Here is a 14,151-nt window from a genome sequence, read left to right on the forward strand (position 1 = left end):
TTTTCCAGTTCCAATCAATACCGCCCAAGTTCGATTGATTGACATGACGAGCTGCTTTCGCAAGTATTATAAGGGGTAATTTCTAATTGAAAATAAAAATTCGTCCGGGTGTTTCAGTAGTAATTTTCTTGATTCCCGCCAGTGAATATTTTCCAAGGTAATCTCTAAACATACATAGTATGACAGGATCGTTCTAATGCCGTATAGATCGACTATCGTCTGAGCCGAAATGAAAATTGAAATACCATTTTTTTCCTGTTTGAAGATGATTTCTCCGTCGGCAATGAGAAAAAACGTAGACCCACGTCTAACAGAAACCGAGTGACAGAAAGGTTTAATTTTGTCTTCTATTCGCTTGGAGACCGCAATTGGTTCCGCCGAACGGATAAAAGTCTCTGCATTCAGTTCGTACATTGCCAATCCTTTTCCTTAACTGGATCGCGGCCCAAATACGCTTATAATCCCAGCTCCACTGCCTTGATTTGCGCCTTTTTTCCGAGCGAGCAAACAGCGTTGAAGGTGCCGACATCAACGATTCTCTGCACTGAGGCCAGCAGCCCTAAAAAACTCCGGAAACCCACCTCATCTTCGAGAGGGACGATTATTCCCATCGTGAAACGAAATTGTCTGAGAAACTCCAAAAGACACTGACTTCGTCCATCTCTGTAGCGATCGTAGGTGCTGTCCCAGACAAATGGACGATCGCAGCCGATCAATTGAGCGAGAAGCACATCGTTCTCGATGAGATTCATGCGCTTATACTCACGCATGACGTTTAAAGGTATCGAACAGTAGGTCGGATCTAGCAACAGCGCCTCCCTGGTCGATTTATGGCAAGAGAGGATAAGAGCGTCGAAACCAAGAACAGTACACGTCTGATCGAGTGCTGTGAAAAATTCCCCCACATCCCCTGCGGCGTCGAGCAAAACATCAATATTCGGAAGACGAGCAGATTGATCGGGCGACATCCGCAAACCATCACTCGCGGCCAAATTGCATGTTATATCGAAAGCAACCGGTTCATCATGAATGAAATGGGATATCGGGCGCCTTCCCTTGAAGAGCGGAATTTGCGATTGGCGAATGGCTTCGACAATTGCATGCGTCTTGTTCGTTGCCCGCAGCTTGATGCGGGAATTTTTCAAGTGGGTGATTACGGTCGTTTCGCTGATGCCCAGTATAGCTCCCACCTCCCAATGGGTCTTTCCTTCCGCCGTCCAGTAAAGAACATTTTTCTCTTGGGCAGTTAACAGTATTCGATTGCTATGTCCGTATGTTCCATCTATCTGCAACTGCTGAACCTCCGGTTGGGGCTTAACAGAACCGTCTGGCTGCAGTGAGTTGGTTTCCTCTCTCTGATTGCCGCATGAGCGCAACCGGCTCGTTCGATTCCGGCAGGGAAGTTTGTTAATTCAGCTACTAGCACTATCGCGCCAGGCAATGCCAGTTCAAGAGCATGAAGCGCTTTTGATTACTATAGTAGGTGGCCAAATACGCTGTAATCAGGATTGTTATAGATTATGAGACTTACTGCCATTTTTGCGAGAAATCTGCGGCTTTGTCGCCAGGAAGCCAACCTTACCCAGGAACGTCTGGCCGAGTTTGCCGGACTTGATCGTAATTTCATTGGCAAACTCGAACGGGAGGAAAACTCGCCTACCCTCGAGACAGTCGAAGCGCTAGCTGTAGCGCTGCAAATTCCCCCTGAGCGACTTATTGATCGCGATCCGCTAACGCGAAAAGAATAAACGGCTCAGGCAGAACTTATCTTTGTCTATCAATCTTTTGATTTCTGCGTAGCAGTTCGTCGAGCTCGACGTCGAGCGCCTCTGACAAAGCCATCAACGTTAGAATTGTCGGATTTCTTTTCCCTGCTTCCAGCCCACTTATATAGGCGCGTGTCTTTGATGCACGGAAACCCAGTTCTTCCTGCGATATGCGGCGTTCGCGCCGGATTTTCTGTACGTTAAGACCAATTACCGAACGTATATCCATATAACAACGGTTGCAGGGACGTACATTATATGACGACACACTTTAGTGAACATTTGACTTGACATCGAAGTTACGAAAGGACTTTAATGTGCATTATATGGAACAGCGTTCTGATAATAGGAACAATAAATGAGCAGCAATCTCTCACTGGAAAAAGGTCTTCTGATCCTCAATCTGCTCAAAGAAGCACGAGAGGCGCTCGGGGTGCGAGAAATTGGTCGGCGGCTTGACCTGACACCTTCGGTTGCTCAGAGGCTGCTGAATAGCCTTGCGTCTCAGGGGTACGTCGAACAGGAAAGCAATCGTCGCTATCAGATTGGCTACGCTGTGCTTGGACTCGCCCAGCATGTATTTCAACGCGGCAGACTGCTGGCACTTGCCGAAGAAGAGCTCAAGAAACTGGCGGCCGGCGGGTGTTTTAATGGTTTCCTTGGCATTCGACGGGGATCAGTCGGTGTATATGTCCTTGCTGTTCAATCAGATAGCCCGGTCGTCATCCGGGCTCAGCCGGGTGAAACGATGGCACTTCACTCCACGGCCTTGGGCAAGGCACTGCTATTGGATATGGGCGATACAGGTGTCAGGACGCTATTAGGAGACAAGCCGCTCCAGCGCCTGACAGAAAGGACGGTCATTGAGCTGGACAGGCTGGCCGATCAGCTGCATCTGGGGCGCTCACTCGGCTATACGACTGCAATTTCTGAAAACTTGGAAGGTGTTATTTCGGTCGGCGCACCGATTTACGACGCCTCAGGTTCGATCACAGCGGCAATTAGCGTCGCATTCCCGCGTGCCGTTTACCCAAAAGTCAAGATCGGGGACGTCGCACAGGGCATCCTCGCCGCCGCCTGTCGAATCTCCAGGGGACTGGGCTTTGAACGACAACGAATTTCTGAGGAGGACGAAACCGTTGATGTTGCTACATGAAGAGCGTCTTCGCGCTGCGATGAGAAAACATGACCTGGCTGCGACAGTGGCCACGTCACCGGAAAATGTTCTTTACACAAGTGGTTTCTGGTGTCTGCCGCAATGGATCAGGCGTGGGCCGCAGGCATTTGTGTTGTTGACAGAAGAGCTTGCAACTGCGACTTCCGTGGTAATAACAGGAACGTCGACGCTTGATCTGCTTGCCGACCAGGGCGTCAAGGCTAATGTTCGCCGCTTTGGTTCGTTCACTGTCGATAATCCGGGGTTGATTGACCTTGATGCGGTAAGTTCCAGGCAGGAAAAACTCTTCAATCTCCCGGACGATGGCAACGCTGTTGATGCCCTCATCGCAGAAGTCAAATTGCAGAAGTTGACAAAAGCTCGCATTGGCATTGACGAAGCGGGTCTGTTGCCCGGCGATATGGAAAAGTTGCGAAGTGAATTGCCTGACGTTACATGGATTACCGCTGCATCGCTGTTTCGATGGGTCAGGGCAGTCAAAACCGCCGAAGAAGTCGAAAGACTTGCTTCGGTCGGTACGATCACTGAAAATTCCATTGCAGCTGCGCTGGATGCGGCAGCAGCTGGTGCATCAGAACGTGATCTTGCACGAGCATTTCATGGCAAGACGGTTGAGGAAGATGGCTTTCCGGTTTTGGGATGCATCGGATTTGGAGAACGCAGTGCACTAATGAATGTCCAACCATCGAACCGGGCTTTAAAAGCGGGGGACATGATCCGGTTTGATGTGGGTGGGCACTTCAAGCATTATCGTGCGGACATTGCCCGGAATGTGAGCTTTGGAGAGCCACCGCGGGAAACCCGAATAAAATACAATGCGCTTAATCGTGGCGTTCAGCGCGGTATCGAGAAAATACGCCCGGGCATTCCTGCTGCAGAAATCTTCCAGGTTGTTGTCGATACTGTCCGTAAGGAAGGCATTCCTCATTACAGTCGCAGCCATGTCGGCCATGGTATCGGACTGGACGGTTATGATCTCCCACTTCTTGCTGCGAGCAGTTCAGACGTGCTGGAGGAGGGAATGGTAGTCTGTATCGAGACCCCCTATTACGAACTGGGACGTATTGGTTTACAGGTCGAAGACATGTTGGTTGTGCGCTCAAGCGGCGCGGAAATGCTGACTAATAACGGCGACAGCCTCGTGGTGCTGCAATGATGCGCCGGATCGCAGCATATTCCTGTTATCGATGTGGACGTGAGTTTCCGACGAGCCTGACGATTGACTCACGCGGATGTCCTTCCTGTCAGGAAACCGCCCCATCGAATCTGCGACTTGTTTATTGCACGAACGGGTTACCAGGAGCCAGCGCAGAAAATGCACCCGAACTGCCCTCGCTCTGGCGTTACGCCAGAAGGCTTCCTTTCGAGGCGCGTAATGCGATCTCGATGGGAGAGGGATTGACCCCGCTCCTTCGTTCAGAACGGGTCGGCAATGAAATAGGAGTTCCAGATCTTTTCATCAAGAATGAGAGTTATAATCCAACCTGGTCACACAAGGACCGTTTCTCGACCGTCGCGGTAACTGCCGCGGTCGATGCCGACGCGCAGGTGGTTGCAACAAGTTCAAGTGGAAACGCTGGGGCATCGCTTGCAGCATATGCAGCGCGCGCAGGTCTGCAATGTGTGGTGGCAACCATAGCCGGTTCAGCAGGACCGATGCTCTCACAAATCCAAAAATATGGCGCGAGAGTGGTTGCCTTTGAAAACAAGCATGATCGTTGGCCGTTTCTCGCCAATGGCGTCGAACGTTACGGCTGGTTTGCGACGTCGCCATATAGGCAGCCGGTGGTTGGAAGCCATCCAATCGGTATCGAGGGGTATAAAACCCTTGCCTTTGAGATCATTGAACAGTCCAACGGGACCGTGCCGGACTGGTGTGCTTTTCCTGTTTGTTATGGAGATGCCCTGGTGGGCACATGGCTCGGCTTTTGCGAGTTGATGGCAGACGGTTCGATTAGCCGTATGCCCCGTCTCCTTGCCGCTGAAGCGCATGGTTCGCTGGCGCTGGCTCTTGAAACCGGAAGCGATCAAATATCAGACATGACAGCTTCATTTAGCGCATTGGCAGTTTCAGTTGGTGCGACAAGGAGTACTTATCAAGCGCTAAAAGCGCTTCGTGCTTCCAGCGGAGCCGCCGTTACGGTCGCGAATGATGGTCTAATTTCCCTTCAGGACCAGATTGCGGCGAAAGAAGGCACGTTCTTGGAGCTTTCTTCCGTGATGGCGCTTGCTGGAATAGCGAAAGCAAGGTGTCAAAACATAATCCAGCGAGATGAAAGCGTCGTTGCGGTGGTCACGGCGTCAGGACTGAAGGATGTCGACAAATCCATTTCGGGCCACAGGCTCCCGTGCTTCGACAATATCGAGGAGGCTCTTGAACATTGCGCCAGCTAGCCAGGAAGTATCGATACGAATGCCATTTCCATAGTCAATAGAAGGGGAAGCAAAATGAAACGACGGGAATTTCTGGCTGCCACGGCCTTTTTGATTGGGTCTGGTCATCGTTTGGCATGGTCGGCCCCCCAACCATATCCAGCAGGCAACCCTACGCTGCTTGTCGGCTTCGCCGCTGGCGGAGCGGGCGACATTGCCTCGCGCGTGGTCACGAACTATGTCAGGCAGGAACGTGGTCTGGTTGCGATGCCGGATTTCCGGCCCGGCGCAGGCGGCACTATTGCAGCTGATCAGGTACGTAGAGCGCCATCGGATGGCTCGATCCTGTCTTTATATTCGGTCAGTCCAATACTGGTTGCACCTCATTTACAGAATGTACCATATGATGTCTCCAGAGACTTCACGTATATTGCAAGTTATGCTGGAATTTCCGTTCCGTGTTTCGTCCGTAAAAACAGCCCCTTTGAGACCTGGGATCAACTTCTGGACCATTGCCGCAAGAACCCCTCGAAGCTGAAATGGGCGACTGCGGCGCCACGGGGACTTGCTCATATAGCTACTGAAGCTGCGTTTCGTAAAGAGAAAGCCAAGGCTACATTCATACCTTTTCGCGGCGGCGCCGATGCTGTGACTGCACTTCTTGGCGAGCATATCGATATGGTCGTCTCATCAGATTTCGGCCCCCATCTCGCCGCCGGATCCGTGCGTCTTCTGGCCGAGACCAGCCCGAACCCGCGAGCCAGTCGATCGGGTGTCGTGAGTTTTGCGGAACGCGGATACCCGATAGCAATTCCCGCTTCATATGGCCTTTTCGGCCCGGCGGGAATGCCATCCGAAATCATTTCCTGGTGGGAAAGTGCCATAACCGAAATGGCGGCGAGTCCCATGTATACAGACTTCCTGAAACTCATTAACGGTTATCCGCTGTTCCATAAAAGTGAAGAATTCACGCATATAGTCAAACAAGGGTACGCGAGTATCGGACGTCAGATTCAAACGATGGGGGTGCATCTGTGAACCCTGCTCAATTTGTCCCTTACGCATTGTCCGCAATTGGACTTGGAGCTTCGGCAAGCGGCCTTCAAATGCGCCTCTGGGAGCATGGTGAGCCTGCAGCTGGTCTGTTTCCTTTTATTGCCGCCTTGTTGCTGATTTTCACAAGCTTGCTTTGTACGGTGCGGTCTGTTCCTATCGACGAGCCGGTTGAACTCCCTCGTATCCTCGCTTATTGCGCTGCACTCGCGTTTTTCTGCGCAATGCTGGAAATGCTGGGGTTTGCCGTCGCAACGTTCCTGTTTCTTGTTGGTGTTCTCAGGTTTGTCGAGAAATTGAGATGGCTTGCCGCAGGATTGTTGGCGACTGGCGTTGCAGTATCGACGTGGATTTTGTTTGAAGTCCTTCTCTCCGTTCCGCTGCCACATGGCGTTTGGAGGCTCTAGTGCTGGATTCTCTTTCCCAACTTATTATGGGGCTCGGCATTGCCCTCGAACCGACCAATATTGCAGTTGCTCTTCTCGGGGCGATACTCGGCACTGCTGTCGGAGTTCTTCCTGGTCTGGGACCATCGGCGACGGTCAGCCTCTTGTTGCCAATTACAATGGTTCTCGATCAGACAAGTGCCATCATTCTGCTTGCAGGCATCTACTATGGATCCCAATATGGCGGGTCCATAACTTCTGTACTCATGCGGGTTCCAGGCGAGGCATCCAGCGTGATGACTTGTTTCGATGGCTATCCAATGGCCAAACAGGGCAGAGCCGGTGCTGCGCTCGGAATCAGCGCATTTGGAAGCTTTATCGCGGGTATTTCGGCAACGCTGGCGATTGCTGTTGTAGGGCCCGCTTTTACCAAAGTGGCTCTTGCATTCGGGCCAGTCGAGAAATCGGCAATCGTCTTGTTGGGGCTCGCACTTGCCGCCAGCGTAGGTGAAGGACCGCGTATCCGGGCTTGGACAATGGTCGCACTGGGCTTGCTTCTTTCAACGGTTGGTGTTGACCTGATATCCGGACAGGAACGGTTTACGTTTGAAATCAGCTTCCTGCGAGACGGGTTCGATATAGCCGTTCTCGCGATGGGGCTGTTCGGCATGAGTGAGGTACTGATGCTTATTCAACGGAAAGAAACGAACGAGGCAACTATTATGCCGTCGTATCGGTTGCGCGAACTACTCCCGAGCCGATCAGAATGGAAAGCGTCAGGGGGGCCGATTGCCCGCGGAACGGTTCTAGGCTTTTTCCTCGGACTCCTTCCAGGAGGGGGAGCACTTGTAGCCGGCTTCGCAAGCTATCTCATGGAAAAGAAGCTTTCTCATTCGCCTGAACGCTTCGGCAAAGGGGCAATTGAAGGAGTTGCAGGTCCGGAGAGTGCCAATAATGCGGCCGCTCAGGCGAGTTTCATTCCGATGTTATGCCTTGGTATCCCCGCCAATGCCGTGATCGGTATCATTATGGGGGCGCTCCTGATGCAAAACGTCGTTCCTGGGCCGCAGATCATCTCGGAACATCCGCAGCTCTTTTGGGGGATTGTCGCAAGCATGCTAATCGGCAATGCAATGCTCGTTGTACTCAATGTGCCCCTCATACGAATTTTTGTCCTTCTACTGAAGGTTCCGCAATCCATCCTGGCACCGCTGATCGTCCTGTTTTGTGTCATCGGTGCATTCAGCCTCAGTAACAGCATGTTTGATGTCGGTGTGGTGATCGGGTGCGGTTTGTTCGCCTATGGATTGCGCAAGGCTGGCTTCGATATGGCGCCGCTTCTACTCGCTTTTCTGTTAGGCTCCTTGCTGGAGGAAAACCTGAGACAAAGTCTTATACTCGGTGAGGGACATCCCACGGTTTTCCTGGAGAGCCCAATCAGTGTTTGCCTAATTCTGTTTACACTGGCTATCCTGATTGTGCCCTTGGTAAAATCCATCGGAAAGCGGCTCGCCCGTGGAGCGGCATAGCAAATCAGATACGAAAGCAAATGAGCTGTCGTATTCGAACCGATCTTTTTAAATTCGACCTTGGCATGCTGATGAGACGTCAACGCTGATAGCCCATCATCTGCGATAGAAACGTGAGAGACGGACATGCAGAACGAACACCTTAAAACGATTGAACAAAGGCTCTTGTGGCTTTCACATTGGATGATCCACCATGCCAACCACGTGCGACCTAAAGAAGACGGGATTAAAGTCGGTGGTCATCAGGCTTCATCCGCCTCTCTCGTGTCAATCATGACTGCCCTTTATTTCTCAGCATTGCGTCCCCAGGATCGCATCGCAGTCAAACCACACGCCTCACCAGTCTTTCACGCAATCCAGTATCTCGCGGGCAATCAAACGCGGGAAAAGATGAAGAATTTTCGAGGCTTCCATGGGGTGCAGAGTTATCCCAGCCGGACGAAGGACGTGGACGACGTCGACTTCTCGACCGGTTCAGTTGGCCTTGGTGTTGCGATCACCTCTTTTGCCTCGTTGGTCCAGGACTATATCACTTCGAAGAACTGGGGCACGGACGAGGTTCTCGGCCGAATGATCGCGCTGGCCGGCGACGCCGAACTTGATGAGGGTAATATTTACGAGTGTCTGCAGGAAGGCTGGAAACATGGCTTGCGCAACACATGGTGGATTATCGATTATAATCGACAATCGCTGGATGGGATCGTCCACGAAGGGCTGTTTCGCCGGATTGAGGACATTTTCAATGCATTCGGCTGGGATGTAATAAGGATCAAATATGGTGCGTCGCAGCGTGCAGCATTTGAAGAGCCAGGTGGTGAGCGTCTTCGGGATTGGATCGACAACTGTCCGAACCAGCTATACTCCGCGCTGACGTTCATGGGTGGCGCTGTTTGGCGCAAGCGACTAATGGATGACCTCGGCGATCAGGGAGACGTCACCGCTTTGATCGAAAGCCGCAACGATGTTGAACTTGCAGAGCTGATGGAGAATCTTGGCGGCAACTGTGTAATCACCATGGCCGAGACGTTCGCCGCAATTGACCATGACAGACCGGTCTGCTTCCTCGCTTACACCATTAAGGGTTGGGGTACACCGATTGCCGGGCATAAAGACAACCATGGCGGTCTCATGACCAAGGCGCAGATGTCGGCATGGCAAACACACATGGGCGTTCCAGAAGGAGAGGAATGGGAGAAATGGGCAACGGTGGCCGATCCAAAAGAGCTTCAGTCTTTTCTCGATACCGTACCATTCTTCGCAACTGGTAAACGCCGCTATCATGATACCCATATTCCGGTGCCTTCGATAGTGGCAGGCGAGGAACGGGAAGTTTCGACCCAGATGGCGTTTGGCAAGATTCTCGACGAGTTGTCGAAGTCCGATACGGAACTTGCAGCACGCATTCTGACCACCTCGCCCGACGTTACGGGAACCACCAATCTTGGGCCCTGGGTCAACAGGCGAAAACTGTTTGCTCGTGACAAACGGTCTGACACATTTATCGATCAGAAAATCCCTTCAACCGCGAAATGGGAATTTACACCGGATGGCCAGCACATCGAACTAGGTATCGCAGAAATGAACCTCTTTCTGTTGTTGGGAGCAGCCGGACTTTCGCATTCACTCTTTGGAAAGCGCCTGATACCGATCGGGACAGTCTACGACCCATTTGTGGCACGTGGTCTTGATGCATTGAATTACGCTTGCTATCAGGATGCACGTTTTATGATCATAGGAACCCCATCGGGTGTAACATTGGCTCCTGAAGGTGGTGCCCACCAATCGATCGGTTCTCCCTTGATCGGGATCTCACAGGATGGACTCGCGGCTTTTGAACCGGCTTTTGCCGATGAACTGGCCGTAATCATGGAGTGGGCATTTGACTATATACAGCGGGATGGAAGCGGTGATCCGGATGAGCGAACCTGGCTAAGGGATGAAACTGGCGGTTCTATCTATTTACGGCTTTCAACGAACCCCATCGAACAACCGGTGAAGAGGTTAGACGATGGCTTTCGACTGGGTACCATTGATGGCGCTTACTGGCTGCGTGAACCCGGACCAAACTGTGAAGTGATCATAGCCTATCAAGGAGTGATCGCTCCGGAGGCCATTAAGGCTGCTGGTATGATTGGCGAGGGGCGGCGCGATATAGGCGTACTAGCGATAACATCTGCCGACCGTCTGCATGCAGGATGGACGGCGGCTCAGCGCGCTCGTGCCCGAGGTTTTGCGCAGGCAGAGTGCCATGTTGAGAAGCTTTTAAAGAACGTTCCTTCGCACTGTCGGCTTGTGACCGTTATTGATGGACATCCAGCGACCTTGTCTTGGCTCGGCTCGGTCACCGGCCACCGAACCGTTCCGCTCGGTGTTGAACATTTTGGGCAGACCGGCACAATCGGCGATCTTTACCGACATTTTGGCATAGACGCTCGAGGGATAGTTGAAAAGGTGAATGGACTGACCGTTGGTAAACCGGTCCTGGACTTCGTTTCCTGACGGAAGCCGTTACAATCCTAGTTTTCAGTTTTGGGGCGTATTGCTAGCTGATGCGCTCCAATTCTATTTTCCCAACACTACACGCCTTGTTTTATGCTCACTTCACGGTAGAGCCATCATTGGCTGAGCTGAAGTTGCGGTTCAGAAACAACCTCTACGATATTGCATGAGCGAATAAAGCCCCCAAAGTCGTTTCCATGCATCCCGTTGAAAAGTTCCACGAGCGCTCTTCGAGATACGGGTTTGGTACAAAGCTGCACGATTTTCATGTCTCGCAATGGTTGTTCTCTATTTCCATCCCTGATCAAAGAGTTGCGGAAGGAGACGAGGTCCTCGCGTGCCTCCTCCAGCGATTCATAAAACTGCCGCGCAGACTGTGCCGGATCATCGCCATACGTGTAGGTGTAAAAAGTGAAGCCATGCTCGGCTTCCTGTTCGGTTATAGCCATTTTTCACGGTTCCGATTGCAGCATTCGCGGTACGCCCCCGCTCCAATGCTCATTGACCCCTTGGTGATCGGGGAGTTGCAAACCGTGTTAGACGGCCCTGTGGCCTTTAACCGGAGGCCTGTTGCATACGCCACAGGCTCCCCGACCATAAGGTCAAGGAGTGCGGTGTTGTAACGGCCAACACCAACCGCTAACAGGGGTTTGCACGCCCCAAGGCAGCGCGTCACTGCCTTATGTTCACTCTAGTGTACTGAAGTCGCATTGTCGTTCTCTTTCTGCGAACATTTGCACGCGTCAACAGAAATCGATCCAACATTTGATCAGAGAATGAGATGCGTAGACTCCAGATGCATGTTTCAATCGATGGATGAAGTGAGTAGAATTTTCAAGAGATCATCGCCTTCACGGTTCTCTTCCAGTATCTCAAAGGCTGCTCCATTCGAAATAAGCTCGACCTTTGAATCAGCGGAACCTAGAAACTGTACGTATGCGTGCTGATGGTCCGAGATTAATCTCTCGAGGACCTTATCAGTTACATCACGGTTTGAAGGCAGTTTGCGTTCACTGGACATTCTAACTTATGTTTTCAATATTATACTTTCTAGAAAGGTAAGTTTTGATTACAGCAGCACAATGTCGCGCAGCAAGAGGCCTACTAGATTGGACGCAAGCTGAATTAGCGCGGCGTCTGTCTATGAGCGTCGTCACGGTTCGTGCCTTCGAAAAAGGTGGTGAAATGCGTGCATCGAATTTGAAACTTCTTAAGCTAATCTTCGAGGAGGCTGGGGTGATTTTCATCCATGCTAATGAGGCTGGCGATGGCGTACGGTGGGCTAAACCGCAGCCATCTGAATAAAGCGCTGCGTCGGTTCAAGGGGTTAGTCGTCGCCGGGCCCAGTTCAGGCAGGTCCAGTCGTTTTCACCCGCTGCCGAAATATCTCGCAGCCGTGTCGGTTCGTGCTTTTCAATCGCTGGCCATTCAGACGAAATACTGCTTAGCCAATTATCACAATAAACAGTTGATTGATAACGATATCCTTCGTCGGCCATTATGGCGACGACAATTTTGTTTGGAGCTTTTCGTGCATGCCAGCTTCCTACAAGGGCAGCGGCTCCGCTAGTAGGGCCAACAAATATAGCACTGTCTCGAAACAAATTACGCGTTTTAGAGAAGGCTCGCAGAGCTCCGATCCAATGTACTTCATCAATCAGGCAATGATTGAGATTTTTCGGTAGAATGCTGTTCCCAAGCCCGCGTAAAAGTCGTGGACCCGCTTGTTGTCCAAACAATACGCTATTGTTTGTGTCCACCGCGATTGCACACATTTCGGGATAGATTTCCCTTAAGTAACGTGTTGTTCCACAGAGTGAACCGCCTGACCCAACGCATCCGACTAAACAATCGATCCGACCCAGTTCATCAACAATCGTTTCCGCGAGCCGCGAATAAGCCGCCGGGTTGTCAGGGTTGTCATACTGTCTCGGCCAGAATGCATCTGGTTCTTCATTGAGCACGCGATGTAATTCGGCAAGACGGCCGTCCTGATTTCCCGTTCGGCAAGGGTCTTCCACAAGCTTCGTGGTGCAACCCAGCTGCTCGAGTTGGCTCTTGAACGAGTGATCGATAAGGCTCGTAGCGCTGACAATCGTAAGTCGGTAACCTCGGGTAGCTGACAACATGGCTAGTGCGAGTGCAAATGTTCCGGAACTCGTTTCAACTATATGACCGCCGGGCCGCAACAAGCCGTTCTGTTCTGCCCTGTCGAGCATGTAACGGGCCGGAAGAAGTTTCATCAGCCGAAACTGTGCAGCAAAAAAGTTTGGAGCCAGCTCGATAATTCTGGGTGTCTCGTAACTGTGGAGGAAGGACTTGGTTTTCACAATTGCCCCTTCAAACCACGGACATCGACGTTAACAGCGAATTGGTGGATATTAATGAAACCTTGCGTGGCAGCCGCTTTCGCGGCTACATCACTCTGGTTCGAGGCATCGGGATGGCGAGCGTCGATCAAGAGACCCATTCGATTTCCACTGTGGGCAATTTGTACACCAAGCGCCCCGCAGTTGTCGGCAAGTGCTAAAAGTTCGGCGAGGTTTTCTTTGGGAAGGTAGCGTTGGTTTATCCGGGCACTCGCTGTTGCAACACGACCCAGCAAACCTGCATCCTGTTCTAGTATCGCTTTCCGAGCAAGGCCGCGCAGGACCCGAAAGCTCTCGATCTCGGAGCGATCATATCGAGCGGGCCTAAATGTGAGCGTATCGACGGATGCATCGTTGGTCGATACGAAGCCGACGATCAGCAAAGGCGGATATTCGCCGGGGAGGTATTCTATGACGTGCCCTTCCCGTTGCGCGAATAGAACCGCCTGTGGACCAAATACTATTGAGTCACTGGCAGTTTCTGCGGCTACGGCCAGGCGGCAAATTGTAGCTCGGCTTAATTCGACGCGCATAGCAGCAGATATCGCGCGTATTGCTGCAACAACATCTGCGGTCGAGGAACCGTAACCAAGACTCATCGGTATGTTTGATTCAATGGTAAGACTGCCTCCTGCATCAGGTTGCCCTAACATCTCCAATGTCAACTGAGCTGCACGAGCAGCCTTCAGCATACCTACCGGTCGGGTACGGATATTGTTTCTATCGTCAGGCCAGAATGTGGCAACGGCTTCGAAAGCAGGGCAGGGTAAAGTAATCAGTCCTCTGTGTAACCGTTCGCCTTTATCACAGAACACACCTTGGAGAATCTCTCCGTGATGAGCCATCGCTCTACCAGTTCCCACGATCAGTCGTTCCGGTTGTTGGCGGATCCCGAAAAAACTTAAGTCATCTGCAAGTGAACGGGAAAAATCCATCAACTTTCCTCCCACAATTCATTGACTGAGCAGTATGAGAAGAAAATATACTTGCGTCTCTCCT

At 51.7% G+C, this 14,151-nt stretch carries 14 protein-coding genes; 9 read left to right on the top strand and 5 right to left on the bottom strand.

The window, feature by feature from the left end:
* Nucleotides 1–455: 455 nt before the first annotated feature.
* Complete coding sequence (locus AC1RHM_RS08440) at nucleotides 456–1,292, bottom strand: LuxR C-terminal-related transcriptional regulator (protein ID WP_010660293.1); 837 nt, start codon at nucleotides 1,290–1,292, stop codon at nucleotides 456–458.
* 228 nt (nucleotides 1,293–1,520) lie between these two features.
* On the opposite strand from AC1RHM_RS08440, the gene AC1RHM_RS08445 reads away from it, so the two are divergent.
* A complete protein-coding gene (locus AC1RHM_RS08445; RefSeq protein WP_010660292.1) occupies nucleotides 1,521–1,748 on the top strand; it encodes a helix-turn-helix domain-containing protein in 228 nt (75 codons plus the stop codon).
* 16 nt (nucleotides 1,749–1,764) lie between these two features.
* Here AC1RHM_RS08445 and AC1RHM_RS08450 read toward each other — a convergent pair whose 3' ends face one another.
* Nucleotides 1,765–1,995 carry a helix-turn-helix domain-containing protein gene (locus AC1RHM_RS08450; RefSeq protein ID WP_010660291.1) on the bottom strand — a complete coding sequence of 77 codons (231 nt, stop codon included), beginning with the start codon at nucleotides 1,993–1,995 and terminating at the stop codon, nucleotides 1,765–1,767.
* A 129-nt stretch (nucleotides 1,996–2,124) separates the two neighbouring features.
* Between AC1RHM_RS08450 and AC1RHM_RS08455 the strand changes: the two genes are divergently transcribed.
* From AC1RHM_RS08455 to AC1RHM_RS08485, 7 genes are all read left to right on the top strand, one after another.
* On the top strand, nucleotides 2,125–2,922 hold the full coding sequence (locus tag AC1RHM_RS08455) for an IclR family transcriptional regulator (RefSeq protein ID WP_063620550.1): 798 nt from the start codon (nucleotides 2,125–2,127) through the stop codon (nucleotides 2,920–2,922).
* Nucleotides 2,909–4,099, top strand: a complete 1,191-nt coding sequence (locus tag AC1RHM_RS08460; protein ID WP_151895876.1) for a M24 family metallopeptidase — start codon at nucleotides 2,909–2,911, stop codon at nucleotides 4,097–4,099. The genes AC1RHM_RS08455 and AC1RHM_RS08460 overlap by 14 nt, the downstream gene beginning before the upstream one ends.
* Complete coding sequence (locus AC1RHM_RS08465; protein ID WP_151895774.1) at nucleotides 4,096–5,337, top strand: pyridoxal-phosphate dependent enzyme; 1,242 nt, start codon at nucleotides 4,096–4,098, stop codon at nucleotides 5,335–5,337. Before AC1RHM_RS08460 ends, AC1RHM_RS08465 begins: the two co-directional genes overlap by 4 nt.
* Before the next feature lie 54 nt (nucleotides 5,338–5,391).
* Complete coding sequence (locus AC1RHM_RS08470) at nucleotides 5,392–6,354, top strand: tripartite tricarboxylate transporter substrate binding protein (protein WP_010660287.1); 963 nt, start codon at nucleotides 5,392–5,394, stop codon at nucleotides 6,352–6,354.
* On the top strand, nucleotides 6,351–6,776 hold the full coding sequence (locus AC1RHM_RS08475; protein ID WP_192931040.1) for a tripartite tricarboxylate transporter TctB family protein: 426 nt from the start codon (nucleotides 6,351–6,353) through the stop codon (nucleotides 6,774–6,776). Before AC1RHM_RS08470 ends, AC1RHM_RS08475 begins: the two co-directional genes overlap by 4 nt.
* The gene (locus AC1RHM_RS08480) at nucleotides 6,776–8,284 is read left to right on the top strand and encodes a tripartite tricarboxylate transporter permease (RefSeq protein WP_063620547.1); all 1,509 of its coding nucleotides are present in this window, start codon (nucleotides 6,776–6,778) and stop codon (nucleotides 8,282–8,284) included. Before AC1RHM_RS08475 ends, AC1RHM_RS08480 begins: the two co-directional genes overlap by 1 nt.
* A gap of 126 nt (nucleotides 8,285–8,410) precedes the next feature.
* Nucleotides 8,411–10,783, top strand: a complete 2,373-nt coding sequence (locus tag AC1RHM_RS08485; RefSeq protein WP_151895776.1) for a thiamine pyrophosphate-binding protein — start codon at nucleotides 8,411–8,413, stop codon at nucleotides 10,781–10,783.
* A 116-nt stretch (nucleotides 10,784–10,899) separates the two neighbouring features.
* Here AC1RHM_RS08485 and AC1RHM_RS08490 read toward each other — a convergent pair whose 3' ends face one another.
* Nucleotides 10,900–11,232, bottom strand: coding sequence for a hypothetical protein (locus tag AC1RHM_RS08490; protein WP_010660283.1), 333 nt, complete (start codon nucleotides 11,230–11,232; stop codon nucleotides 10,900–10,902).
* Nucleotides 11,233–11,848: 616 nt separating this feature from the next.
* Between AC1RHM_RS08490 and AC1RHM_RS08495 the strand changes: the two genes are divergently transcribed.
* Entirely contained in the window at nucleotides 11,849–12,088 is a 240-nt protein-coding gene (locus tag AC1RHM_RS08495) for a helix-turn-helix domain-containing protein (RefSeq protein WP_063620545.1), read from the top strand.
* A gap of 14 nt (nucleotides 12,089–12,102) precedes the next feature.
* On the opposite strand, the gene AC1RHM_RS08500 is transcribed toward AC1RHM_RS08495, so the two are convergent.
* Nucleotides 12,103–13,113: a PLP-dependent cysteine synthase family protein gene (locus AC1RHM_RS08500; protein WP_166942695.1), complete on the bottom strand. Its 1,011-nt coding sequence runs from the start codon at nucleotides 13,111–13,113 to the stop codon at nucleotides 12,103–12,105.
* Entirely contained in the window at nucleotides 13,110–14,087 is a 978-nt protein-coding gene (locus AC1RHM_RS08505) for a GHMP family kinase ATP-binding protein (protein WP_010660279.1), read from the bottom strand. The genes AC1RHM_RS08500 and AC1RHM_RS08505 overlap by 4 nt, the downstream gene beginning before the upstream one ends.
* Nucleotides 14,088–14,151 lie beyond the last annotated feature (64 nt).

The sequence above is a fragment of the Brucella sp. GW823-FHT04E01 genome, assembly GCF_058796175.1.